The following is a 26,018-nucleotide window of genomic DNA, read 5'->3' on the forward strand; positions in this document are numbered from 1 at the left end:
TATGTATTAAATTTTGTAACAAACTACAGATGCTGAGGTCGAACTGGATGGGATTGATGATTGCGCTTGCGATCGCGATCACTTGGCTCATCAGCCTAATAGTTCTCCTCCAACAACATTCTACCAATTATTCCCCAGTACTCTTGGTCTTTTGGATCTTGTCGAGAACATTCTTGCACACGGGACTGTTTGTTATTGCCCATGATGCTATCCACGGCAATGTCTTTCCCGGTGACCCATCTAAAAATCGTTGGGTTGGTCGCCTGGCCTTAGGTCTATATGGTTTTTTGCCCTACCAAACCTGTCGCAAACTGCACTGGCAGCATCATGCTTACCCAGCCCAAGCACGGGATCCTGATTTTTACTCAAAGCCCGATGGCCATTTGATTCGGTATTTTATACGCTGGTATGGTAGCTTTATGAGGAATTATTTGACTCCTCGTAATCTAGCTGTTGTAGTAACTGGCATTGTCCTGACAACAGTTTCTTTAGTATTTCTTGCCAAGATTAATAGTCAAAATCTTATTTTGTTTTGGCTTATTCCCTGGATTCTCAGCTCATTGCAGCTATTTACGTTTGGTATATTTTTGCCTCATCATCATGATGATGACCAAAGCAACAACAATGTTCATCAGACTCGAAGTTACTACTACCCAGTGATTTTCTCCTTGCTAACTTGCTATCATTTTAGCTATCACAGGGAGCATCATGCCTACCCTGAGGTTCCCTGGTACCAGCTACCTGATGTAGCGATGGCCGATGGTTATCCTGAGCCTTTTCTCCCATAAAAGAACGACGTTGCTGCTCCTCGGGAAAATTTAACCTGAAAAGTATCAATTTATCCCCTCATTCAGCAACGGCAAAAGAACCACATTGACGTTTCCAACTCTTCAATATCTCGTTGTCTTTTTGTAAAGAAATGTAAGGTGGTCATATACCCACCTCAAAAAAATCCATGAACTTTCCTCAGATTCAAGCCTTCCTTGACAGCCCCAACCCGCAATTGCGGATGAAAGCCATTGCTGAACTTCATCATCATGAGCCTGCCGCCGTTGTGCCGCTGCTAAAGCAACGAATGAATGATGGTAAATTTCTCGTACGCTCCTTTGTGGCAATGGGACTGGGATATAAGCGAAATAATGAAGCGTTTGAAGCCCTGATTAGCATACTTAACAATGAAACCGATCATAATGTTGTTGCCGAAGCCTCTAATTCACTCGCCAAATTTGGAGCCCAAGCACTTCCTCATCTCATAGCCGCGTTTGAACAGAATTCAAACTGGTTGGTACGGCAGAGCATTTTTGGTGCTTTAGAAGATTTGGATGATCCTGAGGTTCTCCTGAAATTATGTCGATTAGGAATTCAAGGGGAAGATCTTACCGTCAGAATGGCCGCGTTAACTCAGCTGAGAAGACTTAAGGAAACCCATAAACTTTCAGAAGCGTTGAATCTTGCCCTGGCATCGGCAACCGACGATAATGGCTTGGTTCGAACAAGTGCTGCTAGGACTTTGAGACACCTTGGTGGACCTGAAGCTCAAGCGATGTTAGACAAGCTGCAACAGGATTCTGACTATCGTGTGGTTAGAGCTGTTCTAGAAGGACTCTTGTAATTACTGCCTGGACCGAACTCATGACCGGACGGCTATTACCCCCTAACGGATGATAAAACAATGTTTACAGTTCGTTACACTGAGGGTGAACTGGAAATAGTCCTCACAACGGTTTCAAACTGTATCGAAGAGCCGCATTATCCAGTTCCAAGTTATTGAAAGGAGACCGATATGAACGGTAATCTTCGCATTGGGAATCTGTTTGGTATTCCCTTCTTTATCAATATTTCCTGGTTTTTTGTGTTGGCCCTCACCACTCTAAATTTTGGCAGTGGTCTAGCTGCTCAGTTTCCCTGGCTGGGAGGAATGGCTCTAATTCTAGGATTGATCGCAGGCATTCTCTTATTTGCTTCTGTTTTACTCCATGAGTTGGGGCATAGTTTCGTTGCTCAACAGCAAGGTATCCAAGTCAACTCCATCACACTTTTCTTGTTTGGTGGCTTAGCAAGCTTAGATGATGAAGCAAAAACACCCTCTGGGGCCTTTTGGATTGCTGTAGCTGGTCCCCTTGTGAGTTTAGTACTGTTTGTTTTGCTAACCCTCCTAGCTAGTAGTGGTCTTGTGACTGGGCCAGTCGCTGCAGTGACTAGCTTGCTAGCCTATATTAATTTGATCCTTGCAACCTTCAATATGATTCCAGGTTTACCTTTGGACGGTGGTAATGTTCTGAAGGCTGTTGTTTGGAAAATTTCTGGCAATCGCTACCGTGGGATTCGCTGGGCCAGTCGCGCGGGGCAAATGATTGGCTGGTCAGCAATTATGCTAGGTATCCTTGCTGTTCTGGGATTGTCTAATGCTGGTAGTTTTTGGACGTTAATTATTGGTTGGTTTATTTTGCAAAATGCTGGCCAGTCTGCACAATCGGCAACTGTTCAAGAGGCATTATCTGGCTTGACAGCCGCCGATGTAGTTCTTGAAAATAGTCCCATTGTCCATGAAAGTGATACGCTTCGTGAGCTAGCAGATACGACACTGTTGGCAAGTGGTAACAGTCGATGGCAGCGTTTTCTTGTGGAATCTGCAAATAACCAGCTAGCTGGGACGATCGATTTGGATGTACTTAAAATAGTTCCATCAGATCAATGGAGCGATCATCCGGTGCGTGACTTTCTGAAACCCGTTGCGCAAGAAATCAAGGTTCAAGCTAATCAGCCTCTGTTAGATGTTATTCGTCAACTGGAGGCTCAGGGAACTCAAGCACTGGCAGTTACCCGAGAAAATGGTGCCTTAGTTGGGCTTTTAGAAAAGGCTGAAATCATTAATCTGTTGCAGCAGAAAGCTCAATCTCAGCCAGCGTAGAAACCATAGTATAAGCATGGCTTTGCTTCTTAGCAGAATTGTTATGAAGCAAAGCCGTTTTTACTTTTTGCTTCTTAGAACACTTCCCTTCAGCCAGCGCTACGATAGGTATACCAAAATTACTCATCGTTTGTTACCGATGAGCTGCTGACTTTTCAGAGGGTTGGGGCATGAAAAATCAAGCGGCACAATATGGTTTCACCCGGGTTGCTGAGCGCTGGAATGGTCGTCTGGCAATGCTAGGCTTTACCATCGGTATTATTACCGAATTGCTTACTGGTAAAAGCATCTTGTCTCAGCTAGGAATTATGTAGTGTGACCGCATTAGGGCGCTTACATGCCTGCTTAGAATGCGATGCACCGGTACAACCTATCCTTGAATCATTTCAAGAATCAACCCTCGTTTGGCTTGCAAGTAAGATTGCATCGCATTTTGCTCATCAATACTTAAATAAACTCGGTCTTGAATCTGCTCAAGTAAGTGTCTAACAAAAAGAGCCTCAGGAAGGTTAGAAATATTCTCTGGTGAGTTTTCTAAGATTACGGACCAAAGTAGCCTTAGCGTTGAAGCATCCATACTGTTTGCTCTGTTATTGCTAGGATATTTTTTTTATCATTGGAGTATTTAAATCTGGTTTGTTTAATATTTTCTTTATCTTTCATTCTACATTAATGCTTCATAGCTGGTGTAAATGAAGCTACAAACCTCTAGCTGATAGGGTGTAAATCCTGTTGGGTATAGGTTTGGGTATATATAATTTTTTATTGCTCAGTCACACGTGTGTGTATAAAAATTGGCGCATATGTATTTAGGTAAATCGCTATTTAGGTAAATGGCTATACTAAAAATTTGAAAAGTCAGGTTGCATCTAGTTAAAAATGTCAACTTTATAAAATCTAAATTGACTTAAATTTAGATTTCGTTACACTTGAGGGGTTGCTTCTCGTGCCAGCATCCTTTGCTGTTTAACCCATGCCTTCTGCATTTTTTCCCACCCCGCAGCCCCTCAAGCCGATTTCAACGGTATTTGATCTGAAGGATCGTTTAGATTGGGGCGAGCCTGCTCTCACTATTATTGATGTTAGAAGCAGGTGTCTTTTTAATGAGAAACGCATCTTAGGGGCCATTTCGATGCCTGTGGATGAACTTGTTGCTCGTGTTTCTGTAAGTCTTGAAAGCGATCGCGATATCTACGTTTATGGTGAAACTAACGAGGTTACATCCAGCGCTGCTACTAAGCTACGTGGTGTGGGCTATCAAAATGTTGCTGAACTGATGGGTGGTATTGGTGCTTGGCAAGCGATTTCGGGCCCCATTGAGGGGACTCTTGCGGTGTCTTAAGACTAATGTATAAATTACAAGCTCCCAGTTTCAAAGTCGTGGGCAGATTTATTTCTCCGTTCATGTGTGTATTTTGAGCGATAAATCAGACTGTAAACGGCAGGGACAAAATATAGTGCCATGATGGACGAACCGGTTATGCCGCCTGCGATCGCAATGGCCAGTGGCCGCCAAAACAATCCCCCACTGATGATTAGCGGCACAAAACCCGCAATTGTCGTAATGGTTGTTGTGATTACGTGCCGTGTGGCCTTATTTACGACTGTGGCAATGGCCTGACGATCCCCTAGTTTGGCTCTGTTATCCCCATTGAGTGCAGAGAGAACAATGACCGTGTCATTAATGGCAATACCCACCAGCCCCATACTGCCAACAATGGCCATAAAGCCCATCACAGCCCCAAATACTTTGAGTGAAAATAGGGCCATACCAACAGAGCCAATCCCCACCATTGCGACGATACCGGCCTGGCGAAATGAACCCAAGGATAACACCAGAGAAATTACTATGACCAGTGCTAGCAAAGGTACATAGAGTAGTAAGTTGCCTTGGGCCTGACTTTGTTCAGCTTTTTCTCCGCCAAACTCGAACCAATAGCCAGCCGGTAATTCGAAGTTGGCTTCGGCCAGTTTCTCCTCAAAGGCCTGTTGCACCACTGAGGGCAACACTCCAGCAGTAATAAAGCCCTGCACAATATTCACCCGCTGTTCATTTCTGCGGGCGATCTTGGCTAGCTCAGGTACTAACCTGAAGTCTCCTAGAGCAGCAGTGGATGCCCGGTTGCCTGTTCCACGCAAGTCTAAAGAGGCAATTTGACTGAGGTCTGCCCGGTCGCTATTGGCAATCCGTACTCGCACTGGCAGGTTTTCAGTCGCTTCTAGAATTGAGCCGCCAACGCTACCTTCTAAGTAGGCTTCTAGCTGCTGTGCAATGGCCGTATTGTTCAAGCCCGTCTGTTGAGCCTGTTCTTCATCAATCCTCAGCCCTAGTTTAGGTAGCGCTTCTGTTAAATCATCTCGTACATAAACAACATCGGGAACACTGATAAGAATTTGTCGGGCCTGTACACCCAGTTGCCGTAGTTCTTCGATGTTGGGTCCGTAAAGTCGCAGTTCGATAGGGGCATCAAAGGGTGGCCCCTGTTCCAGTTGTTTGACCAAGACGCGGGCTGCCGGAAAAGCATTGTCTAGTTGCTCTTGGAGGTTTTTCACAATGGATGCCAGGTCTCGATTGGTGTTGAGCTGTACCATGGCCTGGGCATATTGGGCCTGGTTACGCCGGTTGCCCGTAAAGTTGTAATAGAACTTAGGCGCACTTTCTCCAATGAACCAATGCACTTCGTCGATATTGGAATTTTCCAACATGACCTGGCGAGCCTGCAACATTTGCCCACGGGTTTGCCCAATAGCAGTTTGGGGGGCAAACTCCACTTCTACCTGGAGCTGGTCACGGTCACCTGCGGGAAAAAACTGCTGGTCTAGGGTAGAGGCGGAGATAAAGCCGATGAGGGGGATGGTGAGGGAGAGTGCGATCGCAAGCAAAGGATGTTTCATTGTCAACTGTAGTGACTTGCGATACGGACGAGCTAACAATGGTGAGGAGAATCCATCTGCCCACCAGCTACCAGGCCGTAACAAAAATCTCTGTAGTGACTTAACAGGGCCAGTTTGAGTCGGATCTTGCAGCTGATGTGCCTTAGTTTGACTACGTCCTAAAACTCTTGCGGCTAGGGCTGAAATCACTGTTAGCGATAGCACCAACGATGAAATTAAAGACACAATCACCCCCAGGGCAATGCTGCCAACAAACTCTCCCGCTGCCCCTGGCAATAGATAAATGGGTAAAAACGTCATGACCGTAGTCACGGTAGATGCAAACAGCGGTACCTTAAGGTAGTCAACCGTTTTTGCCACAGCATCAATGGGGCGATGGCCGTGCTGTAGCTCCATTTGGATTTCATCTACCGCAATAATGGCATTGTCAATCAGTAACCCCAGGGCAATGATCAGTCCGGTTACCGACATCTGGTGAATGGGTACTCCAAACACTGTCATCCAGCCAAAGACTGCCATGGTGGTGATGGGCAGAGCCGTACCTACTACCAAAGCCGAACGCCAGCCCATGGTGAACAAAGTAACCCCTACCACCAGCAGGGCACCCAGTATCAGGTTTCCTAACAGCTTTCTGATTCTCTTTTCTACATAGTTACTTTGGTCAAAGACAATATCCAGGCTCACCCCCTGGGGCAACTGAGCTTCAAAGTCTGCCAGTACTGCGCGCACGCTCTCAGCCCAGACATCAATGCGCATGCCCGACTCCATCATCACTCCAGCAACGATGGCAGGCTTGCCACTCACAAGCGATAAATCTGTTACCGGTTGTTGTATGCCTCGATATACCTGGGCAATGTCGCTGAGGCGAGTAAAGCGACCATCGTCAGTTTGAATAGCAATCTGGCGAATTTGGTCTAGAGTTTCTAACTCTCCTTCTACCTCAATGGCTAAATTCTGTTCGTCGCTACGAAACTGGCCTGCGGTGATCTTGGCATCACTGGTTTGAATGCGATTGGCTAAATCTTGGGGAGACAGACCCACTGCTGTCAGACTGGGGGCATTGACCTCTACTACAATTTCTTCTACAGGGTCGCCAAATAGTTCCACTTCTTCTGTCCCGACTGTTCCCCTCAGTCGCAGCGCCAGTTCTTCGCTGTAGCGCCGCAAAATTGCATAGTTTGGGTCTGTCGGTAACTGCCAGGTAAGGGAGGCAATCATTGTGTAAGCTTTGACAAAAGCCTCGTCTAGCTCGGGTTCACTGGTGCCAGCGGGTAATTGTATGGCTGCGTCATCCAATTCATCTCGCACCTTGGACCATACCGACTGAGCGTCGATAATTGATTCACTTAGCTCAACAGTCACGGTTGAGAATCCTACCCGTGAGTCAGACGAGAGAACATCGATTTCTTCGAGTTCCGATAGTTCTGCTTCAATCACTTCTGTGACTAGAGCCTCCACACGTTCGGCATTCGCTCCGGGATACGCTGTCTGGACGGCGGCGATACGGGAGACCAGTTCAGGATCTTCTTGTCGTGGCAGGGCCTGGAAGGATACAAAACCCCACACTACGACCATCACAATGGTGAGGATTAGCAGCCGGATGTTGCGGTAAAACGGTCTAACCATGGTGGCAGGTTCCTAAGGTTAATGGGGAGGGGCGCACTGTCGTGTGCCCTACGAGATATCAATCCTGCATTGAGCGCACAACTGTGCATCCCTATGGGAGTTTTATGGTTGGACTGGAGTGACTAATTGGCCTGGAACCAGGCGATGGGGACCACTGGCGACGACCATGTCATTGGGTTGGAGGGTGCCGCGGACTAGGATGCGATCGCTATCTTGATATACAACCTCTACGGATTGGGATTGCACTGTATAGTATCCTCCGTCAGAATTTTCATCTGGAACTAACACATAGCAGGTCCACAAACCGCGAATTCCCTGGGTTAGGGCTTCTGTGGGTAACCACATGCCGTCTGTGGGAATTGACGCTTGCAAATTCACCCGCACGGTTTGTCCAGTATTTGCTTGGCTAGCAGCTGCAGATTCCAATGCCAGCACAACTGTTTGCGTGCGTGTTTGCGCATCAACCTCGGGTAAAATCGACGATACTGTCGCCGAATATGGGCGTTCACCCAGATACACTGTTTTCTCATCACCGATATTTAACTGATCAATAGCACTGACGGGCATACCTATCCTGGCTTCAGGTATTGCATTTTCTAAAAGACGTATGACCGACTGACCAGCACCGACTACGGTGCCTTCGTCGACCTGTTTAGCAGAAATTACACCAGCAAACGGAGCCTGTAACGTGCTCTTGGAGATGGTCACATCTAAATCTGCAATGCTGGCGTCCAACTGTTGCACCAGTGCTTGCTGAGCCATTATTTGTTCGGGGCGAGTACCGTTTTGTAACTCTTCTAGCTGACTGCGAGACTGATCTAGTCTTGCCTGGAGTGCCCCTTCACCAAAGGAGAACTCATCTAGTTCTTCGCGAGAAATGGCCCCTTGGGTGTAGAGAGAGTCACGCCGTGTACGCTGCACTTGCTGTAACCGTAACTGTTCTTCTAAGTCCCTAACAGCAGCGGCAGCGGCAGCAATGTCTTCTGACCGAGCCCCTGTTTGCAGTTCCATTAATTGGGCATTGGCTCGGGCTTTTTCTGCCAGCAGTTGTTGGCGTTGAGTTTTTAGATTACGAATATCTAAGCGAGCAAGGGGAGCGCCAGTGTCTACAACTTCTCCCTCGACTACCAGGACTTCCACCAGTTGCCCGCTACGTTCAAACCCCAGTTCACTGGCCCGTAGCGATGCAATTTCCCCTGTGTAGGTGCGCGACACTAAATAGCTACTTACTGGAGTTACCGTTAGAGTTTCTACGGGCAAAACTCTTTCTGCTTGTTCGGAGGGCACCTCAGCTGAGCTAGCAATACGCTCTTTTATTCTGGGGATACCGATCATAAGGAATCCTATGGTGCCCAGGCAAATTAAAGCCAGACGTTGGCGAGAAATACCAAAGACTGTGGATAATGCCGAGTTTAATCCTGGTGATTTAAAGGTCATGGCGCTATCAGTCCATCAAAAAAGCAAACGTATGTTTGAACAGTGGTTGATAATGAGTGCTATCGAAATCCAGCGCTAATTTGAGGTTGTCTACTCAAGAGGCAATGTAGACGACGAAGCCCTAACTATCGCTTTTATGGATCTTCAACCCCTTTAGTGGGTTTTGATTCAGTTAGCCCTGAGACTTAAGCCCAGGGTGAATTGTTGCATTCTGCCAGAAGCAAAAAAGCAGGTAAGACTGTAGACTTCATTCAAACGTATGTTTGATATAATTAAAACGTACGTTTGAATAATTGGCAAATAAAAAATGATTTTTTTCAGTTCATCCTTTGCTGAGGCGAATCCTGGATGTTATGTCCTGGTAGTCGCTTATGATGGCTGACATACCCAACTGATTTAAGTATTTGTTTAGTTTAGGAGCATAGATAACTTCAATGGCGAGTGCAGCATCCGCTGATACCAAAGAGCAACTTCTGAATGTAGCCGAACAGTTAATTGCCGAGCGGGGGTATGCAGGGACTACTGTGCGGGCCATTGCCAATCAAGCCAATGCGAATTTGGCGGCGGTTAACTATCACTTTGGTTCAAAAGAAGAGCTGTTTCGAGCAATCTTTTCTCGTATTGCCAAGCCAATTGTTGTTGAGCAGTTGGCTATTCTCAACGGACTTCAGAAAAAAGAGACTTTGCCATCGATTGAAGAAATCCTGACGGCATTTCTAAAACCATGTTTTCAAAAGATTGTTCAAAATGAGTCATTTCGAACAGTGCGGGCTCAGTTTATGGGGCGTTGTTGGAGTGAGCCAGAACCGCTGCAAAGTATTGCTAGTGGGGAATTTATGGAGAGCCGCCTGGCATTTCTCAAAATTCTGCAGCAAATAATTCCTGACTGCTCGCAGCGAGAACTGAACTGGAAGTTAGACTTGGTGATTGCTACATTAATTCGCGTGCAAAATGAGGCGGGTAAACCAGACTCCTTATTGAAAAGCAGCCAGCCAGAAGATGTTGACTATGCGGTTCAATATTTGGTGCGGTTCTTGACTCCTGGAATGTCAACATAAGGTAAATCACGTTTCACCTAGAGGTGTGATCATTGTCTTTTGTAAATGGACTAGGGAAAACTGTCCTGATTACTTGGCAACATCGGTTACTTTCAGCGATCATATGACTACATTAGGATTGGGCACCCGAGGAAATCATGCAATCCCCTACTGTTACGGCCCTTTTGGCCGACTTTCTCAAACAGCCTAATATTGAAGCTTCACCAGCCTGGGAGTTTATTAATGGTCGAGCCCAGCAAAAAGTTATGCCAACATTATTCCATTCTCGTCTGCAACGCAATCTGGTAAATGCTATCAATGCTCAGACAGATAGATATGAGGCAATCCAGGAGCTACGGTGCATTGTGCCTCCTTACTCGCCAGTTCCAGATATTGCTGTTGTAGCGATTCAGCGTTTCTCCGATGAAGATGACCCGCTTCAAGGCCCACCGGATTGGTTAATCGAAATTCGGTCTCCTGATCAAAGTACTCTAGACCTACAAAATAAGATTTTGCATTGTCTGGGTAATGGTACTCAGCTTGCTTGGTTAATTGATATCCAACGACAGCAGGTCTGGGTTTGGGAGGAGCAAGAGCTACCCATGATTTATGCAAGGGGCGATACACTGCCCACTCTCGGCGATATCTCAAGCTTCACTGTGGAAGGAGTTATTGCTATGACTAAACAGCGTTAGAAAGGCTTGGTGCAGACGGGGTTCGACTTTGCTCAGTCCTCAGTATATGACTTAATTGGGGTTGAACTCATAGTTGAGGTAAATATTTAATCAGAGCCCGCATGGATTCGCCGGGGTGGGGTTGGATGGGGCGATCGTTGGGTAAAAACTGGGTCCATTCGACGGGTTCGGCAAAATTGTGATGATGGAGGCTGTGGATGATGGTGTTGACGGCAGCCTGGGAGCCGATGATGAGGATTTTGACAGGTTCGCGATCGGACTTGGGGACTGAGTAGAGCTGAAGCGAGGCTTCTGGAGCAATAGCGGGCTCAGATAAAGCGACAAAGCTTTGGATTTGCATAGTCGAAAATGTATGCCTAATGGTTCACGCTTTAAATTTAGTTGTCCATTGGGTATACGTCAACTAGTAGGTATACTTTTGTGGCGCATGATCCTCTGACAGGATGAGGGTCATGGGAAAAGCCGGACGCGTTCTAAAACAGGTTCTAGAGACCTATGACATTAGCCAATACAGCCTCGCTGCCACATTGGGCATCGAGCGTACTAATGTATACCGCTGGGTACATGAGATGCGCGATCCTACCTCTGAAACGTTGGTGGATATTGTTAAAGCGCTAAGAACACTGAATTCAGAAGCCGCTGAGACGTTTGTTCAGAAGTATTTGGGGGATGTGGCTCAAGGATTGGATTAAGTTAGCGATCGCGTTTGGCTTTGATGGTTGAGATCGCTTCTTTAATAGCAGTTTCTACATTGAGCCAGGCTTCATCGCGATCGGACCAAGAAGTAACAGGTCTTCCATTGGTGGGAAACGCCTGAAGTTTACGGAAGGGGGTGCCACTCCAGTCAGCAGGACGTAGGATAATGGGAATAACTCGGGCTTTGCCAGCTTTGTGCTGGGCCATGGCTTGCTCAAGTTCGTTTTTATAGCAATAGTCTGAAGCAATAAAGTCAGCACTAATCAACAACAGGATAATGTCTGCACGATTCAGATTATCATCGATTTCATCGGCCCAGTCTTCTCCTGCAATAATGCGACGGTCGTGCCAGGGTTGGATCAGCCCCTGGCGTTGCAACAACTTTAGATGAGTTTCTAGCTCATCGCGCAGAGTTTCGTCTTTATGGGCATAGCTGTAGAACAAACGTAGCGATTGGTCTTGTCGTTTGAAATCGATCCTCTCTTTACCCTGGCCTTCCAAATCGACGCCGTTGAGTAAATCTCTAACGTTGAGCCCAAGCAAACCATCACCTATAAAAATATCAAAGGTGTTTTGTCTAGCCTCTTCGCGGGTGAGTAATTCTTGGTAGTCTACTGAAACTGATGGATGACCAGGAACAGGGACTTTTTCTTTGGGTTTAGTTTTAAAGTGACTGTGAATGCGCTCAAAATCATAGCGGATAATTGCTAACAAACGACGACGGCTTGCCAGGGGCCCATTAACGCTGATAGTGACGCAGCGATCCTGAGGATCGGCTTTGACCAGGGCACGATTGCCTTCAAAGTCGAGGATTACACCGGTCCTCCAGCGGAGCTGATGCTTGCTTAGCACATGGGTACGCACAATGAATCGAGGTAGTAGTCCTTCCGACAAGATGGAATACTCATAGCGAAAGTTTAGACATTCAGACAGGATAAAATCTGATGCTTCGGGGGGTTGTTGTTTGTCCAACAGTTCGGGAATCAGATAGCGGTTATCATCTTCCTCAAACCGAAAACACAGCTCGAACTTACGCATCAGTTCTAACAAAAATCCATGACGTTCAGGGGGGTAATTCTGAGAGTCAAGGTTTCTAGCTAAGCAAGCTAACTCTAGTTCACCTCGGGTATCGGCTAGTTCATGAGCATTGAGTAGTGTGTAGATACCATTAGTGACCCAATGAGGGTTGAGGACGTGGGTGTCACGCAGACGGCTATCATCTTTGTAATTCAAAGCAATGCCCAGACTGTGAAGGTGAACCGCTAATGAATCTTGGGCACGCTGATCGGGTTCTCCATCACCTTGGCAAATTTCTCGATATTTCTCAAAGGAGATGTAGTTTTCAGACATATCTGCCAGTCGATTTTTAATCTCAACCCAACTAGCTGGGAAAGAGGCTCGCAGATGCTCTAGGTGATTCGTTTCTCGTTCAATTGCTCTTCTCAGCTCATTAATTCCAATTTCTGTTTCACAGTCGGTTTTAATAAATTCACGAATATTAGGGAATTTTTGCTGCAGCGCACGACGATTGACATCAAAAGGATGCTCTTTGACCTTGTTGAGCACAACAATAACGGGAGAATCACCTCCAAAGCTTTGGATTATCTCTAGCCAGTATTCTGCATCAGCATCTTCATGCCCCTGACGACCGTTGAGTACTAGCAAGTAAAGACTACGCTCAGTGAGAAAAAACTGGTGGGTAGAATGCATAATCTCCTGACCACCAAAGTCCCATACATGAAGTTTGATATCTTCAGTTTGGTTTAACTGAATAGGCCACTGGGTAATTTGAATACCTTCTGTTTTCTCAGACTTCGAGTCAAATTCGTTATAAATAAGTCGATTAACAAGGGAGGTTTTTCCCACAGCGCCAAAACCTACCAAAATTAGTTTGGCTTCGTTTAAGGGATGACGATCAGCCTGTATACGGAAGTAGTAGTTGAGAATATCCTCCGGTTTTGCTGGCGTTGCACCAGAGTCAACCTCCTGCCAAGTGGGACCAAGAATTTCTCTGGAAATGCCTAATTGCTCATTTTCATGGAGGTAAAGCCGAGTCAGATTCTTGAGCTGTCCTAAATCTTCTGGCAATGAGATAAGTCGATTATTGTCGAGGTCAAGCCCCGTCAGGTTGGTGAGCTGTCCCAACTCTTTTGGTACTGAGGTGAGTTGATTCTGATCAAGGTAAAGCTCCATGAGGCCATTGAGCTGTCCCAGTTCTTTTGGCATTGAGGTGAGTTGGTTCTTGGCAAGGTATAGCCCCGTCAGGTTGGTGAGCTGTCCCAGTTCTTTTGGCACTGAGGTAAGTTGATTGTTAGAGACAAAAAGCTCTGCCAAGCTGGTGAGTTGTGCTAACTCTTTTGGCACTGAGGTGAGTTGATTATTTGAGAGGCAAAGCCCCGTCAGGTCGGCAAGCTGACCTAGCTCTTTTGGCACTGAGGTAAGTTGATTCTGATCAAGGAAGAGCTCTGTTAGGTTGATGAGTTGTGCCAACTCTTTTGGCACTGAGGTGAGTTGATTGTTGGAGAGGTAAAGCTCCGCTAAATTGTTAAGCTGTCCCAACTCTTTTGGCACTGAGGTGAGTTGATTGTTAGAGCATTCAAGCCGAGTCAGATTTTTAAGCTGCCCCAACTCTTTCGGCACTGAGGTGAGTTGATTGCGCGAGCATTCAAACCGAGTCAGATTTTTAAGCTGCCCCAACTCTTTCGGCACTGAGGTGAGCTGATTTTGGGATAGGTCCAGCCACGTCAGATTGACGAGCTGCCCCAAACCTTTCGGCACTGAGGTGAGCTGATTTTGGGATAGGTCCAGCCACGTCAGATTGACGAGCTGCCTAAGCTCTTTCGGCACTGAGGTGAGTTGATTTTGGGATAGGTAAAGCACCATGAGGTTGGTAAGCTGTCCCAGCTCTTTCGGCATTGAAGTGAGTTGATTTTGGGATAGGTAAAGCACCATGAGGTTGGTAAGCTGTCCCAGCTCTTTCGGCACTGAAGTGAGTTGATTTTGGGATAGGTAAAGTCGAGTCAGGTTGGTGAGCTGTCCCAGCTCTTTCGGCACTGAGGTGAGTTCTAAACCTGATAGATCCAGTGTGGCTTCGTTATAGTTGATAACTGATTGAATGCGTCTTTGAGCTTCAGTAAGTCTGTTGTTGTTATTACCAACAACACCAATCTCTTCAAGTGTTACCTCTAAAACTTGAAGAATGGCTGTTAGACTCGTCTTACTTACCCACTTACCCCGCTCCGGATGAAATAACCGACTAACCGTATCCGCACTCACACCAGCTTGCTTGGCAATAGCTGCATAGCTCAGCTCACCTTTAGCAGCCTCTAACTTTTGCAATCCTTCAGGGCTGGCCAGAAAACTGCGCGGTTTTGACGACATAGACGATTTTGCTCAGCATCGTTATCAAGATACCCGTGATATCCCTGAACCGCCATCAACTGCTAAGCCTTTCAAGGATGATGATTCCAAACGTTGTCAGTTTGCAGCTTTCCCAAATTTCCTTTTCTAGCTGTACCGTACGCTGAGCAACACGTTGCTCTAGGTCAGCATTGCGCTGTTGGATCTGTAGTTGAGCCACATAACGCCTTTACCTTATCGTTGGTCTGAGCCATAGCACTCAGAAAAATAATTGGAATCTCTCGGGTCAGTGGATTGGTTTTGAGAGACAGACAAACTTCGAACCCATCCATATTTGGCATCTTGATATCCAGCAAAACTAAATCAGGGTGCTTCTCCTCCACCAAATTAATGGCTGTTGGTCCATCAGTCGCTGCTTGCATGACTGGATTGCTCGCTCTATCTCTCTCACATAAACCTATTCTTAAGTTGGAATTTTGAATTTCTGTAGTTAAACGGACTTAAGTAGGTGTGCCAAATCTCTTACAAAAGACTTTGACTGAATGGTCTGAATTGTAGGTGGCTATTCGAAATCTGTTCTGTAACTAATTCCGCATAGGTACTTAAATGACCCTAAAGGCATTGCTATTCCTTTGAATAGGGCTACCATCAAGTAATTTTTTTCAATTCTTAAGAAAAAATAAAATGCGCGATATAATATCCAGTGAGTAAAAATACTCATGGGAGGGTCCTATGGATGTCGGTCTAATGAGGTTAGTCTGGTCTGTCATTGACGAAACACCGGTCGTCCATAGGGAAGGAAATTTCAGCTGTGAGCAGATGCGGTTGATACTCCATAGAATCGATAATCGAGTCCGGCTTTCGCCCCAAGAGCATGTAGAAATTCGGCAGTATTTAACTGATCGTCAACCTTTGATTCAAGCGATTTATCTGGAGCAATGTATGTAGGCTAGTGATTGGTCCATAATGGGCTGGTCATTACGTCAAAGATAGATCAGTTATTTTCGCCTCTTACCCGATGATTCTGGGACGATAGAAGTAGAAATCCCCAACTCTGGGAATCCAAAAATTTGGGGAAAGTTGTCCGTAACCCCATTAAAAATCTAGAAACAACGTTAAAGCACAAAGTAATACGAAATAACTTGCTAACTTAGGTTAAGGTTAACGAATAAAACAAATAATTGGCCCTTAAAAGAATTCTAGACAGGCAAAATTTGGCCTACTCGGAGATTGAGCGCCACAGTATTGTTGCAATCAGTCCTGAGCTACGGATGTTTGTCATTAGAAATGGTTTAAGTCTAAGCGTACTAGTGGCATTGTTGCTGGCTTGGCAGTCAGTTATTTAGAACCTTCCTTAATAAACTCATTTTCATTCGACTATAAATCAAATCATGAATAACACGATAGATCCCTTGCCTGACAATGTTTCTGGATATATTGCTTGCTGTTATTTAAATCCCACAGACAGATTACAAATCGTTCGAATTACCAATATTCCCAATTGGTATTTTGAGCGTGTGGTATTTTCGGGGCAGCAGCTAGTATTCCATGCATTTCCAGAAGCACTATTAGAAATCCATTCATGCGAGATGGTGACGACCATATTGACTGATCGAATTTCCTGTAGTCTTATTCGCCATGCAGAGCAATTAGAGCTTCCCCAACAATTTGAGGCGAGTTCAACGCCAGCCGTTACCCAAGTACTATGAAATATTGTGAATGGTCCCTGCTATTCACAATTGCGCTGATTAACCTTTTTTTCATTACGTTATTGGTGGAACTTACCCATCTGTGATTCATTTTGAATTTTTGGGATGTTCCAGTCCCGGTCTAAAATCATACCTGCATTCAGCAACGCCTAATTTTTGTCGTTGTCCAATGTGCAGGTATCTCTCCTAACCATTCAACTCCAGAATCTTTATACTCTGTGTAGGCTAAATATCCCCTTTCAAATATTCTCTCCTATCACTGCATCAATTCCAGCTAACTTTCTAGATCGCTGGATAGCGTTCTGGGTGGTGTATTTATGGGTATATCTGGTATTGACGATTGGTCCAGACTTTGCTGGACGGTTTGATGATTTAAGTACGGGACTGGCGCGATTCGAACGCGCGACCTACCGCTTAGGAGGCGGTTGCTCTATCCAGCTGAGCTACAGCCCCAAAGCTAACCTATATAAAGATACACCTTACAATCTTGTCCGTAAGGATGCCGTCAGTAAAATCCGCAAGTTGGCTGAATAGCGCTCAGTTTTCTACCCAGCGTGGTATGTATTTCCACCCATTCTTCAGGATCTTTCGATAGGGCTCAAACCCAGGCATCTTATCATCCACAAGCCGCCAAAATGCCTGTGAATGGTTCATATGTACTGTATGACATAGCTCATGTACTAGTACGTAGTGCACCACCTCTTTAGGTAAAAACAACAGCTTGTAATTGAGGCTAATGTTTTTGCTGCTAGAGCAGCTAGCCCAGCGAGTCTTCTGCCCTCTAACTGAAGGGCGCTTAAACGGTAAATCCAAATCAAAGCTGAGTTGGCGTAGCCACGGCACTAGCTCCCGATGGGCCTTATGGCCTAGCCACTCACACAGCACCTGATTACACGTAGGTACATGGTCAACATTGCCGCGCACTTTCAGCCCATGACCTGGCAACGGAATACATAAAGTCGGGCCACTATCCGCCTCGTAGCTCACCTGCCATGTTTCACTGGGGGCGCTTTGGGCTAGGGGTGCTTGCCACCGCAACTCCAGTTTATCTGGCTGAGTTGTCTGCCAATCAGTTGCTGTATCTTGGTGCTCGTTTAGTAATCGAGCTCGATTTTTCAGAATCCAGTCACGACGTTTGGCAATAAGATCCGGTAGATTTTTGCAGTTATATCGAGGCGGTACGACTATTTCCACACGGCCATCTACCTCGATTTTGATAGACACGTGCTTGGCTCGCTTGCTTTTGCGAACGGTGTAGTCAAAATCAGTTGATGGATCGGAGGGTGGAAACAGCTCTAACTGCACCATGGCAACGGTGACAAAGTCCATTTGTGTCTCATCAGTTTAACCGAAGGGTTCCATGGAACTATGGCTTCTTTATGCTTTGCCAAGATGAAGGGCTGCCACCAGGGCAGTCCCTACGGGATCCCATTGCCCATTCACCTTGATACTATGTGAACAAAGAAAATTGCTGTTTAATAATCGGATTCCTTAAACATGGCCCAATTAAAAACGCGATTAGGGTTATCAATAGCGGCACTATTAACGCTGAGTGCCTGTGGTGGCGGAGGTGATGGGGCATCATCCGAGAGTGCTGACAATACGGTGACTATCCTGGGTGTGATTGTCGGAGAACAGCAGGAAAAATTAGAAGCAGCCCTCAAGCCCTTTGAAGAGGAAACGGGCATTGAAGTGATCTATGAGGGCACTGATTCGTTTGCAACGTTGTTGCCTGTGCGTGTGGAGTCCGGTGATGCGCCGGATATTGCTATGTTTCCTCAGCCGGGGTTGATGGCTAGCTTTGCTGAGGCAGGGCAAATGGTTCCTATCACGGAGTTTATGGATGAGGCGACATTGGCTGAAGCCTATCCTGAAACTTGGCTATCCTTGGCTACTTTTGACGAGAGTCTTTATGGTATTTGGTACCGAGCTTCGGTAAAAAGTCTGGTGTGGTACAACCCAAAAGCATTTGAAGCCCAAGGGTTTACCGTGCCGACGACGTGGGATGAAATGTTGGCCCTTAGCGATCAAATTGTTGCTGCTGGTGCTAATCCCTGGTGTTTGGGGTTGGAGAGCGGTGAAGCCACTGGCTGGCCAGGCACTGACTGGGTTGAGGATATTATGTTACGGACGGCTGGTCCTGAGATGTACGACCAGTGGATTAACCATGAGATTCCGTTTAATGATGATGCGGTACAAGTAGCCTTTGAACAGTTTGGTGACATTGTCTTAAATGAGAGCTATGTAGTAGGTGGCTCAGTTGGAGCGATTAGTACGCCTTTTGGAGATGCGCCCCAGGGACTGTTTGGTGATACGCCGACCTGCTATTTGCATCGTCAGGCTAACTTTATTGCCAGCTTTTTCCCTGAGGATGTGAATTTGGAAGAGGATGTGGATATCTTTTTGCTACCAGGGATTGACCCGGCCTACGGTACACCCGTCTTGGTGGCTGGAGATGTGTTTGGCATGTTTAACAACACTCCTGAAGCTCAGGCGTTGATGGCATATTTGGCAACGCCGACACCCCATGAGATTTGGGCCGGTTTGGGGGGGTTCTTGTCGCCCCACAAACAGGTAAGCCTGGATGCCTACCCTGATGCACTGAGTAAAAAGCAGGCGGAATTTCTAGGCAATGCTGAGACGATTCGGTTTGATGGCTCGGATATGATGCCAGGCGCTGTCGGTACTGGTACCTTTTGGGCTGGTGTCGTGGAATATGTGGCTGGTGAACCGGTGGAAGACGTGTTGGATACGATTGAAGCCAGCTGGCCAGAATAATCTGCCTCCAATCAAAATTACCGTGGATTGGGTTGAGGCATGAAACCCAACATTTCCTGAATGTAATGCTTTAAACGATATCTTCTCGATATCAACAACATATGCATTATTGTGTTTTGCAAAAGGTGAACCAATGGATTTGATGACCTTGAGCTTGTTGGGTTTCGCGGGAACTCAACCCAACCTACTCAGAATTCTGACGGCGTTGATTGCGATCGCACTTGGTTCTATTGGCACCTTTGCTATTTTCTACGGACTCAATCTGCTGGTAGAGCGCTTTTCTCGACCCTGGAAAGATCGCCTTCTCCCCTGGGTTTATATGGGACCAGCGGTGCTGATGTTGACGGCCTATTTGGTATTACCGACACTGCGAACGCTTTATATCAGCTTTTTTGACAGCCGTTCAGTCAAGTTTGTGGGGCTGAAAAACTATGCCTTTGCTCTCACCAATCCAGATATGGTGATTGCCTTTCGTAATAACCTGCTGTGGTTAGTGCTGGTGTCAGGATTGAGCGTAGGGCTGGGTCTGATTATTGCGGTCCTTGTGGATCGGGTGAAATATGAGTCGGCGGCTAAGTCGCTAATCTTTTTACCCATGGCGATCTCCTTTGTGGGGGCCAGTGTCATTTGGCGATTTGTCTATGCCTTTAAGCCAGCGGGGACCGATCAGATTGGGGTGCTTAATGCGGTACGCCAGGTAGTGGGATGGAAGCCCCTGGGTTGGCTGATTGAACGAGATGGTCTTCTAGAGCCTTTGTGGGAAACGCTTTCAGTGCCTGTCATTCCTTGGTTACCCACATTGTTGCCGCTGAATACCCTGGCGCTGATTGTCATTATGATTTGGCTGCAAACGGGGTTTTGCATGGTGTTGTTGTCAGCGGCGGTCAAGGGCATTCCTAAAGATGTGATTGAAGCTGCCCGCATTGATGGAGCCAATGAGTTTCAGATTTTTCGACGCATTATCATTCCGATGATTATGCCGACCATTACGGTGGTGACGACAACGGTGGTGGTTGCGGTGCTCAAGGTATTTGACATTGTCTATGTGATGACCGGTGGCAACCTGGATACCGATGTGATTGCCAGCCGCATGATCAAGGAAATGTTTAACTTTAGGAATTTTGGTCGTGGTAGTGCCATTGCCACTGTACTGTTGCTAGCGGTCATTCCGGTGATGGTCACCAATATTCGTCGCTTTACCCAGCAGGAGGCTAACCGATGAAAATTGCTCGTACGTCAGCTCCTACCTGGTTGGAGAGATTGCCATTGCACACAGCGGTGATTGCGATCGCATTTCTCTGGACGCTACCCACTGCCGGTCTTCTGATCAGCTCTTTCCGTCGCAGAGATGCCCTGCTGCAAAATGGCTGGTGGACGGTCTTGAGCCATCCCTTTGACCTCGCCCAGTTTCACATTGGTAACTATATCGATGTACTCACCAGCCAGGGCATGGGGCAGGCATTTCTCAATAGTCTGGTGATTTCCATCCCGGCTACGGTGATTCCCATTTCCATTGCCACATTTGCCGCCTATGCCCTAGCCTGGATGCAGTTCCCTGGAAGGCAGGCGTTGTTTGTGGCCATTGTGGGTCTGCTGGTGGTGCCGTTGCAGATGACACTGATTCCGGTGCTGCGAGCTTATAACGATCTGGGCTTAGCAGGCAGTTTTCTAGCGGTTTGGTTAGCCCACACCGGCTATGGTTTACCCCTGGGTATCTATCTGCTGCGTAACTATATTGGCTCACTACCCCGAGACTTAATTGAGGCCGCTGCTGTGGATGGTGCGTCTCACCTGAAGATTTTTATGCGGTTGATTGTGCCGTTGTCGATGCCTGCGATCGCATCCTTCGCCGTTTTCCAATTCCTCTGGGTGTGGAATGACCTGCTGGTAGCCCTGGTGTATCTGGGTGGCAACCAAGACGTTGCCCCAGTCACCCTGGTGTTACGCAACCTGGTGGGAGACCGGGGACAAGACTGGCATTTACTCACCGCTGGAGCCTTTATTTCTATGGTGGTGCCGCTGGCGGTCTTTTTTGCCCTACAGCGTTATTTTGTGCGTGGATTGTTGGCGGGTTCGGTGAAGGGATAACCGTTGAGTATGAACACCAACAGTTGCCTCTGGCATCGCCTGACGACAGCTGGGGCAATACCAGTACAGACTATTCTGCCGAATATGACGCAGAAGCGAATGATTGCAGCAGAGGCAATACCTCATGGCGTGTTCTCCAATGGGCTATATGTAGGCAACTTTAGATACCTCAAGACCTAACCCCAGGTTTCCGTACGCGACTGGTGGCTAAATCAATCTAAAAATAAAGTGAGCATACTTGAGGGTCTGCTCACAATGATGACCAGATGCTCACAAAATCTTTAGATTTTCTCCCTACTCTGTATTGGTAGGCATAAGAGGTTCGACCAGTCATTGTTGACTAGTCCGTCGAGCTTAGGAATAGGGGTTAGGACAGGGAGTCGCTAGTACGCTGCAGTGGTGGTACGCGTCAACGTATGGCCTGCGACGTACAAAATTTCAAAATCTCTCAAGCAATAGGGCTTACATCCTCACGTTTCAGCTTGATTTTGCACTGGCTGTTTTAGCGACTTATGCCAATAGTTAGAACACGATTTTTAGAGAGATTTTAATGATGCAATGCACTACCAGCTCAGTATCTCAACTTCTATCAGATAAGGTTGATAGCGTCGTAGCCGCATACCCGGCTTATCCATATCAAACAGCTTTAGGTAATGGGGCGATTAAACAATTACTACTGGATTATGTTGAATGTCAGCTCAAGAAGGCAATGCCAAAGCTCAATAATCCGCAAGAATGGCAGTGCTTACCCCAATATCTCCATCAGCTTGTAGATCTAGAACTACGACTAGAAAGCTATATCTATTGGGGTATTGAGTACATTTTGCAAGAGCAGCTTGACCTTTTATTGAATAGCACAGAAGAAACCGAAACCATCGAGCCATCCTTGAGTGTGCAAGATATGACCCAAACTTGCATGCCCTCCTATTGGTTTGGCTAGGTTTGATTAGTCTTTGCTAAGGACCTTATCTTCTTCGTCTTCAGATGTTTCTATGGCGGTAATCACAGGTACCTTAAGTGCGACCTCATCATCCACTGCGGGTTCCACCCGTTTAGAAAAACCCCAAGCAAAGACAGCGGCAATCAGGGCTAACATGGCCCAGTCTGGCGGTACCCAGCTTTCGTTGATAACCCTGACGAGTAACCGTAGGCCCACAAAGGCAACGGTGACAAAGCCTGCATCTTCTAGATAAACATACTCATCGAGCCAGCGGATAAATAGCCCTGCCATAAACCGCAGGGCAATGATACCGATGGTACCACCGAGAAGAATAATGGCTACTTCATCGGACAGGGCAATGGCTGTTGTGACGCTGTCTAGGGAAAATGCTAAGTCCGTAAAGGCAATGATGGGAATCGCCTGCCACAGGGATGCAAACTTAGGGCCGTGGTGCTGCTCATCATCGGTATCACCGCTAAAGTGCTGATACACCAGCCATAATAAATAGGCTGCACCCGCGACTTCAAACTGCCAGAACTTTAGGACCCAACTGGCCGTCAAAATAAGAGTCATGCGCAGCACAAAGGCGACGAGCAGTCCCAGGTTGAGTGCGCGCTTTTGTTGTTCCTCGGACTCCAAGCCCTGGGCAATGGCAGCAAGTGCGATCGCATTATCTGCTGATAACACAGCCTCCAGAGCGATCAGCACCGGTAATAGAAGTAATGTGTCCAGACCTAAATTAGGCGACCATTCAAGTAACTGATCTAACATTTAGCCCTTACAGTTTGCGGTCATTGCAGTAAACGTGTCCTTGGCAGTCGGGCATAGGTACACCCTTGTTTAGAATAGATCGGATACTATTCACCGACATACTAGTCAACGGATTTCCCGCCCGTGATTTCCTCACTTTTTGCCCAATTTCGTCACCAGTATACCGATGGCAGCCTAACGACTGAACTGCTTACAACCCACGCCGAGCAATATCTAGTGAAAGCCACCGTGACAATTGGCGAAACAGTAATTGTTACAGCCTTAGCCGCAGATGCTAGCCTGGCCGAGGCAGATGATCAGGCAAAAGCCCGTGCCCTGGCGATGCTGGGCTTTGCACAAGGGACTTCCCAGGAGCACAAAAACGGTCTTGTCAAACCTCAGCAATTGGTTCCTGAGCCGAGTGTCTCCGCACAACAAGCTACAGATACCTCCATTCCCGTTAGTGAAACCGCCCCATCTGAGAAACCAGAATTAACCCATCTATCTGTCGAACCTGTCGAACCTGAGATTGAAGACTCGGAAGACATAGGTCGGCCCATTGACAGCATCACACCGGATGAAGCTCCAGCTCCTTCTGAGGTTCCAGCATCATCCCTGGCCGCCACAGCAATCGAAAATTTTGACGATACCAACCCTGTAGATCTGTCGGACATCATTGCCCAGACCGATGTAGAAATGGCTCGTCTTGGCTGGAGTAATGTACAAGGGCGAAGCTATCTAGAGAAAACCTTTAATAAACGCTCCCGTCAGCAGTTAACGGACGAAGAAATTCTGACGTTTTTGCTGTATCTAGAATCTCAGGCAACTCCAAGTATGAGGTAGTTTTGAGCCCTACTCAACTACAGTTGGACGGCTGCCAATGGCATGACGATCAATCACCTGATCGATCAAACCGTATTCAACCGCTTCACTGGGGGACATAAAGAAGTCGCGCTCAGTGTCTTCTGTAATGCGTTCAATGGGCTGACCAGTGTGAGCTGCCAGGGCATCATTCAATGTTTTCTTAATGTAAAGAATTTCCTTGGCTTGAATTTCAATATCAGTCGCCTGACCTTGAGCGCCACCCAGAGGCTGGTGAATCATGATGCGTGAGTTTGGCAGGCTCATGCGCTTACCCTTGGTACCCGCACTTAGCAAAAATGCTCCCATACTAGCCGCCAGACCCACACAGATGGTGGAGACATCGGGCTTGATGTGGTTCATGGTGTCAAAGATACCCAGACCGTCATATACGGAACCACCAGGAGAATTGATATACAGATAGATATCTCTCTCTGGGTCTTCGGCCTCTAGAAAGAGCATCTGCGCCACAATCAGGTTGGATGACTCAGCTGTCACCTGTTGCCCCAAAAATACAATGCGCTCCCGTAGAAGGCGGGAGTAAATATCAAAGGCGCGTTCACCGCGACCCGACTGCTCAATAACGGTAGGAATCATAAGGGCCTAAGTATGGGTTCTTTTCTTGCTTTATCGATTGTACAGACTTAGTTGGGGCAATGGGGGAGTGCGGATAACCCGATTTAAACTAGACCTTGTCTCTATTTAGGACACTAGTACTCTGTGGCGTAAGTTTGCCCACTATCCAATGTGGATGAGTCGATGGGTGGATGGGTGGATGAAATCGCTGCCAAATTTCTGCCATCGGGTACTAGTTTGTCTGTGGGAAAAACCAAAGGTTTTAACCTGAATGTAGGTTAGCGTCCCTAACCAGTGTTTTGACATAGCTTTGGGGTAATTGATTCCGTAAAGACTACGGACAGGTTTACCCATAGCAAATCGTTAATCCCGTAATCTTGCCCAGGGAACTTAACCTAACTAACCCATATGGTGGAAGCAAGTACAAACGCTAATGCAGAAAAGATTTGGGACTGGGTGTTTGGCTTACAAAAGAGAAAATTGATTTGGAGCTCAAGCTTATATGATGATTCGCTGTTCTGCCTTCCTGGCGCTTGCGATCGCAGCAGGTACAGTCGCAGTACTGGCCCCCAAAGCTACTGCCGAAGACTTTGAAGTACCATTTGAGGGCACCATCACCAACATTTGCGAATTTACTGTGGATAGCCCGGGCTCATTAGAGCGTGATTCTTCTAGTGGCTATATGCTAGTAGGAGAGTCTGCCCAGGTGACTGCCAACTGTAGCTCTCCCGCCAATGTTATGGTGACCAGTGTGAACCAAGTTGAGGGAACTACCCCATTCCCCTTCGCGATTGCTGATTTAATTCCCACTAATGGTGGTCCTAGCCAGAATATTAGTGTGGCCGCTGGTGGTGAAAGTTTTGGGATAGAAATGCATGCCGACAGTGGCAATACCCCTATTGAAAATGGTAATTACCTTTTCAATGTGCTGCTAACGGCAACGCCTAACTAAACGACAGTTTTTAGGGGTAGCTCAACACCAGAACAATTAGAGCTATTCCCTATATATTCAATATCAAATCCTGGTTGATGGCGTCTGGTATCCCAGGGCCGGCACAAGGCACAGCCCTGCCAAGGCACACCTCCAAGGAGGGTGTCCATTGTGAATCGGGGTTACTGAATTCGGATTTGGTAGACGCATTGATTGATCATCAAACTATTGCCTGAATTATGAAACGTTATTTTGTCGCCTGTTCTGTTTTGATGCTTGGGGCCATGGTCTGTTGGACCCCCAAAGCCTTTGCCGATGATAGTCTAGATGTGCCTTTTGATGGGGTGGTTTATGAGCAGTGTCTTTTAAGCCTGGTCAGCAGCGGTCAGATTGAAGCGGATGGTGGGGGTGCCATGGGCTATCGGTTCTTCGCTGATGAGGGTTATGGCACTCCAGCCCAGATCACAGCTGACTGCAATGGCCCCGCCGTAGTGACAGCAGCTCCTCCAATGCAGACTGCTGGGCCAGCCTTGAGTATCACTGGTTTTCAGGAGAGCTTTATGGCTCCAGTCGGTACTCCCCTGGGAGGTGACACTGTATTTATTTCCCCAGGGCTGACCCAACTAAATGTTGGCATGGCTTACGATAACCAATCCCCCATCCCTAGCGGTAACTATGAGTTTAGTGTCACGGTTACAGCTACGCCCAACTAGAAACTTAAAATCCTA

The 26,018-nt window shown here is 46.9% G+C and carries 28 protein-coding genes and 1 tRNA gene; 17 read left to right on the plus strand and 12 right to left on the minus strand.

The genetic code is table 11. The annotated features are described in order from the left end of the window. The first annotated feature begins 29 nt into the window (after positions 1-29). The 3 genes from U2F10_RS21245 to U2F10_RS21255 all read left to right on the plus strand — a co-directional run bounded on the left by U2F10_RS21245 (position 30) and on the right by U2F10_RS21255 (position 2,911). Positions 30-788, plus strand: coding sequence for a fatty acid desaturase (locus U2F10_RS21245; RefSeq protein ID WP_499873194.1), 759 nt, complete (start codon positions 30-32; stop codon positions 786-788). A gap of 167 nt (positions 789-955) precedes the next feature. Beyond that, positions 956-1,612 (plus strand): HEAT repeat domain-containing protein, encoded by a 657-nt coding sequence (locus tag U2F10_RS21250; protein WP_163662270.1) that lies wholly within the window; start codon positions 956-958, stop codon positions 1,610-1,612. 171 nt (positions 1,613-1,783) lie between these two features. Next, positions 1,784-2,911 (plus strand): site-2 protease family protein, encoded by a 1,128-nt coding sequence (locus U2F10_RS21255; protein ID WP_163662268.1) that lies wholly within the window; start codon positions 1,784-1,786, stop codon positions 2,909-2,911. Here the strand turns inward: U2F10_RS21255 and U2F10_RS21260 are convergent. After that, on the minus strand, positions 2,871-3,038 hold the full coding sequence (locus U2F10_RS21260) for a hypothetical protein (RefSeq protein ID WP_499873195.1): 168 nt from the start codon (positions 3,036-3,038) through the stop codon (positions 2,871-2,873). The genes U2F10_RS21255 and U2F10_RS21260 overlap by 41 nt on opposite strands. Positions 3,039-3,081: 43 nt before the next feature. Here U2F10_RS21260 and U2F10_RS21265 point away from each other — a divergent pair, with 43 nt between their 5' ends. Beyond that, a complete protein-coding gene (locus U2F10_RS21265) occupies positions 3,082-3,225 on the plus strand; it encodes a CAB/ELIP/HLIP family chlorophyll-binding protein (RefSeq protein ID WP_499873196.1) in 144 nt (47 codons plus the stop codon). Between the two features lie 56 nt (positions 3,226-3,281). On the opposite strand, the gene U2F10_RS21270 is transcribed toward U2F10_RS21265, so the two are convergent. Beyond that, entirely contained in the window at positions 3,282-3,488 is a 207-nt protein-coding gene (locus U2F10_RS21270; protein ID WP_163662262.1) for a hypothetical protein, read from the minus strand. A gap of 396 nt (positions 3,489-3,884) precedes the next feature. Between U2F10_RS21270 and U2F10_RS21275 the strand changes: the two genes are divergently transcribed. Further along, on the plus strand, positions 3,885-4,253 hold the full coding sequence (locus tag U2F10_RS21275; protein ID WP_499873197.1) for a rhodanese-like domain-containing protein: 369 nt from the start codon (positions 3,885-3,887) through the stop codon (positions 4,251-4,253). A 14-nt stretch (positions 4,254-4,267) separates the two neighbouring features. Here the strand turns inward: U2F10_RS21275 and U2F10_RS21280 are convergent, their stop codons facing one another. Together U2F10_RS21280 and U2F10_RS21285 are read right to left on the minus strand one after the other, a co-directional pair. Continuing rightward, positions 4,268-7,432 (minus strand): efflux RND transporter permease subunit, encoded by a 3,165-nt coding sequence (locus tag U2F10_RS21280; protein WP_499873198.1) that lies wholly within the window; start codon positions 7,430-7,432, stop codon positions 4,268-4,270. 102 nt (positions 7,433-7,534) lie between these two features. Beyond that, on the minus strand, positions 7,535-8,869 hold the full coding sequence (locus U2F10_RS21285) for an efflux RND transporter periplasmic adaptor subunit (RefSeq protein ID WP_250564871.1): 1,335 nt from the start codon (positions 8,867-8,869) through the stop codon (positions 7,535-7,537). A 434-nt stretch (positions 8,870-9,303) separates the two neighbouring features. Here U2F10_RS21285 and U2F10_RS21290 point away from each other — a divergent pair, with 434 nt between their 5' ends. Continuing rightward, positions 9,304-9,927 carry a TetR/AcrR family transcriptional regulator gene (locus U2F10_RS21290; RefSeq protein WP_499061170.1) on the plus strand — a complete coding sequence of 208 codons (624 nt, stop codon included), beginning with the start codon at positions 9,304-9,306 and terminating at the stop codon, positions 9,925-9,927. Positions 9,928-10,064: 137 nt separating this feature from the next. After that, positions 10,065-10,601: a Uma2 family endonuclease gene (locus tag U2F10_RS21295; RefSeq protein ID WP_499061171.1), complete on the plus strand. Its 537-nt coding sequence runs from the start codon at positions 10,065-10,067 to the stop codon at positions 10,599-10,601. A gap of 67 nt (positions 10,602-10,668) precedes the next feature. Here the strand turns inward: U2F10_RS21295 and U2F10_RS21300 are convergent, their stop codons facing one another. Continuing rightward, complete coding sequence (locus U2F10_RS21300) at positions 10,669-10,941, minus strand: hypothetical protein (protein ID WP_499061172.1); 273 nt, start codon at positions 10,939-10,941, stop codon at positions 10,669-10,671. Between the two features lie 112 nt (positions 10,942-11,053). Here U2F10_RS21300 and U2F10_RS21305 point away from each other — a divergent pair, with 112 nt between their 5' ends. Continuing rightward, the gene (locus tag U2F10_RS21305; protein WP_163696326.1) at positions 11,054-11,293 is read left to right on the plus strand and encodes a helix-turn-helix domain-containing protein; all 240 of its coding nucleotides are present in this window, start codon (positions 11,054-11,056) and stop codon (positions 11,291-11,293) included. Position 11,294: 1 nt separating this feature from the next. Here the strand turns inward: U2F10_RS21305 and U2F10_RS21310 are convergent, their stop codons facing one another. Together U2F10_RS21310 and U2F10_RS21315 are read right to left on the minus strand one after the other, a co-directional pair. Continuing rightward, positions 11,295-14,678, minus strand: a complete 3,384-nt coding sequence (locus tag U2F10_RS21310; protein ID WP_499061173.1) for a leucine-rich repeat domain-containing protein — start codon at positions 14,676-14,678, stop codon at positions 11,295-11,297. 164 nt (positions 14,679-14,842) lie between these two features. Beyond that, entirely contained in the window at positions 14,843-15,079 is a 237-nt protein-coding gene (locus U2F10_RS21315) for a response regulator (RefSeq protein WP_499061174.1), read from the minus strand. Positions 15,080-15,389: 310 nt separating this feature from the next. On the opposite strand from U2F10_RS21315, the gene U2F10_RS21320 reads away from it, so the two are divergent. After that, positions 15,390-15,605 carry a hypothetical protein gene (locus tag U2F10_RS21320; protein ID WP_163662254.1) on the plus strand — a complete coding sequence of 72 codons (216 nt, stop codon included), beginning with the start codon at positions 15,390-15,392 and terminating at the stop codon, positions 15,603-15,605. 443 nt (positions 15,606-16,048) lie between these two features. Next, positions 16,049-16,366: a DUF1830 domain-containing protein gene (locus U2F10_RS21325; protein WP_163696877.1), complete on the plus strand. Its 318-nt coding sequence runs from the start codon at positions 16,049-16,051 to the stop codon at positions 16,364-16,366. A 379-nt stretch (positions 16,367-16,745) separates the two neighbouring features. Here the strand turns inward: U2F10_RS21325 and U2F10_RS21330 are convergent. Further along, positions 16,746-16,819, minus strand: a tRNA-Arg gene (locus tag U2F10_RS21330). 84 nt (positions 16,820-16,903) lie between these two features. Further along, positions 16,904-17,695, minus strand: a complete 792-nt coding sequence (locus tag U2F10_RS21335; protein ID WP_499867538.1) for a M48 family metallopeptidase — start codon at positions 17,693-17,695, stop codon at positions 16,904-16,906. Between the two features lie 168 nt (positions 17,696-17,863). Between U2F10_RS21335 and U2F10_RS21340 the strand changes: the two genes are divergently transcribed. The 4 genes from U2F10_RS21340 (at position 17,864) to U2F10_RS21355 (ending at position 22,172) form a co-directional block, all read left to right on the plus strand. Continuing rightward, positions 17,864-19,144: an ABC transporter substrate-binding protein gene (locus tag U2F10_RS21340; RefSeq protein WP_163696873.1), complete on the plus strand. Its 1,281-nt coding sequence runs from the start codon at positions 17,864-17,866 to the stop codon at positions 19,142-19,144. Positions 19,145-19,277: 133 nt separating this feature from the next. Beyond that, positions 19,278-20,366 carry a carbohydrate ABC transporter permease gene (locus U2F10_RS21345; RefSeq protein ID WP_163662240.1) on the plus strand — a complete coding sequence of 363 codons (1,089 nt, stop codon included), beginning with the start codon at positions 19,278-19,280 and terminating at the stop codon, positions 20,364-20,366. After that, complete coding sequence (locus U2F10_RS21350) at positions 20,363-21,232, plus strand: carbohydrate ABC transporter permease (protein WP_499873199.1); 870 nt, start codon at positions 20,363-20,365, stop codon at positions 21,230-21,232. Before U2F10_RS21345 ends, U2F10_RS21350 begins: the two co-directional genes overlap by 4 nt. 550 nt (positions 21,233-21,782) lie before the next feature. Then, positions 21,783-22,172 (plus strand): hypothetical protein, encoded by a 390-nt coding sequence (locus tag U2F10_RS21355; protein ID WP_163662232.1) that lies wholly within the window; start codon positions 21,783-21,785, stop codon positions 22,170-22,172. 6 nt (positions 22,173-22,178) lie between these two features. Here U2F10_RS21355 and U2F10_RS21360 read toward each other — a convergent pair whose 3' ends face one another. After that, complete coding sequence (locus U2F10_RS21360) at positions 22,179-22,943, minus strand: TerC family protein (RefSeq protein WP_006516101.1); 765 nt, start codon at positions 22,941-22,943, stop codon at positions 22,179-22,181. Positions 22,944-23,066: 123 nt separating this feature from the next. Here U2F10_RS21360 and U2F10_RS21365 point away from each other — a divergent pair, with 123 nt between their 5' ends. After that, on the plus strand, positions 23,067-23,765 hold the full coding sequence (locus U2F10_RS21365) for a slr1353 family protein (RefSeq protein WP_163662230.1): 699 nt from the start codon (positions 23,067-23,069) through the stop codon (positions 23,763-23,765). Between the two features lie 9 nt (positions 23,766-23,774). On the opposite strand, the gene clpP is transcribed toward U2F10_RS21365, so the two are convergent. Next, on the minus strand, positions 23,775-24,380 hold the full coding sequence (gene clpP, locus U2F10_RS21370) for an ATP-dependent Clp endopeptidase proteolytic subunit ClpP (protein ID WP_006516099.1): 606 nt from the start codon (positions 24,378-24,380) through the stop codon (positions 23,775-23,777). Positions 24,381-24,493: 113 nt separating this feature from the next. Then, complete coding sequence (locus U2F10_RS21375) at positions 24,494-24,616, minus strand: hypothetical protein (RefSeq protein WP_499873200.1); 123 nt, start codon at positions 24,614-24,616, stop codon at positions 24,494-24,496. A 245-nt stretch (positions 24,617-24,861) separates the two neighbouring features. Between U2F10_RS21375 and U2F10_RS21380 the strand changes: the two genes are divergently transcribed. Next, positions 24,862-25,311: a hypothetical protein gene (locus U2F10_RS21380; protein ID WP_499873201.1), complete on the plus strand. Its 450-nt coding sequence runs from the start codon at positions 24,862-24,864 to the stop codon at positions 25,309-25,311. Positions 25,312-25,529: 218 nt separating this feature from the next. Further along, positions 25,530-26,003 (plus strand): hypothetical protein, encoded by a 474-nt coding sequence (locus tag U2F10_RS21385; protein WP_499873202.1) that lies wholly within the window; start codon positions 25,530-25,532, stop codon positions 26,001-26,003. Positions 26,004-26,018: the final 15 nt, after the last annotated feature.

The organism is Leptothoe sp. EHU-05/26/07-4 (genome assembly GCF_043421015.1).
GTDB lineage: Bacteria > Cyanobacteriota > Cyanobacteriia > Phormidesmidales > Phormidesmidaceae > Leptothoe > Leptothoe turfae.

What these genes read in the sequence shown, in the direction of transcription:
- U2F10_RS21245 (WP_499873194.1), top strand. Translation starts at nt 30, where the DNA reads ATGCTGAGGTCGAACTGGATGGGATTGATGATTGCGCTTGCGATCGCG.
- U2F10_RS21250 (WP_163662270.1), top strand. Translation starts at nt 956, where the DNA reads ATGAACTTTCCTCAGATTCAAGCCTTCCTTGACAGCCCCAACCCGCAA.
- U2F10_RS21255 (WP_163662268.1), top strand. Translation starts at nt 1,784, where the DNA reads ATGAACGGTAATCTTCGCATTGGGAATCTGTTTGGTATTCCCTTCTTT.
- U2F10_RS21260 (WP_499873195.1), bottom strand. Translation starts at nt 3,038, where the DNA reads ATGAGTAATTTTGGTATACCTATCGTAGCGCTGGCTGAAGGGAAGTGT.
- U2F10_RS21265 (WP_499873196.1), top strand. Translation starts at nt 3,082, where the DNA reads ATGAAAAATCAAGCGGCACAATATGGTTTCACCCGGGTTGCTGAGCGC.
- U2F10_RS21270 (WP_163662262.1), bottom strand. Translation starts at nt 3,488, where the DNA reads ATGGATGCTTCAACGCTAAGGCTACTTTGGTCCGTAATCTTAGAAAAC.
- U2F10_RS21275 (WP_499873197.1), top strand. Translation starts at nt 3,885, where the DNA reads ATGCCTTCTGCATTTTTTCCCACCCCGCAGCCCCTCAAGCCGATTTCA.
- U2F10_RS21280 (WP_499873198.1), bottom strand. Translation starts at nt 7,432, where the DNA reads ATGGTTAGACCGTTTTACCGCAACATCCGGCTGCTAATCCTCACCATT.
- U2F10_RS21285 (WP_250564871.1), bottom strand. Translation starts at nt 8,869, where the DNA reads ATGACCTTTAAATCACCAGGATTAAACTCGGCATTATCCACAGTCTTT.
- U2F10_RS21290 (WP_499061170.1), top strand. Translation starts at nt 9,304, where the DNA reads ATGGCGAGTGCAGCATCCGCTGATACCAAAGAGCAACTTCTGAATGTA.
- U2F10_RS21295 (WP_499061171.1), top strand. Translation starts at nt 10,065, where the DNA reads ATGCAATCCCCTACTGTTACGGCCCTTTTGGCCGACTTTCTCAAACAG.
- U2F10_RS21300 (WP_499061172.1), bottom strand. Translation starts at nt 10,941, where the DNA reads ATGCAAATCCAAAGCTTTGTCGCTTTATCTGAGCCCGCTATTGCTCCA.
- U2F10_RS21305 (WP_163696326.1), top strand. Translation starts at nt 11,054, where the DNA reads ATGGGAAAAGCCGGACGCGTTCTAAAACAGGTTCTAGAGACCTATGAC.
- U2F10_RS21310 (WP_499061173.1), bottom strand. Translation starts at nt 14,678, where the DNA reads ATGTCGTCAAAACCGCGCAGTTTTCTGGCCAGCCCTGAAGGATTGCAA.
- U2F10_RS21315 (WP_499061174.1), bottom strand. Translation starts at nt 15,079, where the DNA reads ATGCAAGCAGCGACTGATGGACCAACAGCCATTAATTTGGTGGAGGAG.
- U2F10_RS21320 (WP_163662254.1), top strand. Translation starts at nt 15,390, where the DNA reads ATGGATGTCGGTCTAATGAGGTTAGTCTGGTCTGTCATTGACGAAACA.
- U2F10_RS21325 (WP_163696877.1), top strand. Translation starts at nt 16,049, where the DNA reads ATGAATAACACGATAGATCCCTTGCCTGACAATGTTTCTGGATATATT.
- U2F10_RS21335 (WP_499867538.1), bottom strand. Translation starts at nt 17,695, where the DNA reads ATGGACTTTGTCACCGTTGCCATGGTGCAGTTAGAGCTGTTTCCACCC.
- U2F10_RS21340 (WP_163696873.1), top strand. Translation starts at nt 17,864, where the DNA reads ATGGCCCAATTAAAAACGCGATTAGGGTTATCAATAGCGGCACTATTA.
- U2F10_RS21345 (WP_163662240.1), top strand. Translation starts at nt 19,278, where the DNA reads ATGGATTTGATGACCTTGAGCTTGTTGGGTTTCGCGGGAACTCAACCC.
- U2F10_RS21350 (WP_499873199.1), top strand. Translation starts at nt 20,363, where the DNA reads ATGAAAATTGCTCGTACGTCAGCTCCTACCTGGTTGGAGAGATTGCCA.
- U2F10_RS21355 (WP_163662232.1), top strand. Translation starts at nt 21,783, where the DNA reads ATGATGCAATGCACTACCAGCTCAGTATCTCAACTTCTATCAGATAAG.
- U2F10_RS21360 (WP_006516101.1), bottom strand. Translation starts at nt 22,943, where the DNA reads ATGTTAGATCAGTTACTTGAATGGTCGCCTAATTTAGGTCTGGACACA.
- clpP (WP_006516099.1), bottom strand. Translation starts at nt 24,380, where the DNA reads ATGATTCCTACCGTTATTGAGCAGTCGGGTCGCGGTGAACGCGCCTTT.
- U2F10_RS21380 (WP_499873201.1), top strand. Translation starts at nt 24,862, where the DNA reads ATGATGATTCGCTGTTCTGCCTTCCTGGCGCTTGCGATCGCAGCAGGT.
- U2F10_RS21385 (WP_499873202.1), top strand. Translation starts at nt 25,530, where the DNA reads ATGAAACGTTATTTTGTCGCCTGTTCTGTTTTGATGCTTGGGGCCATG.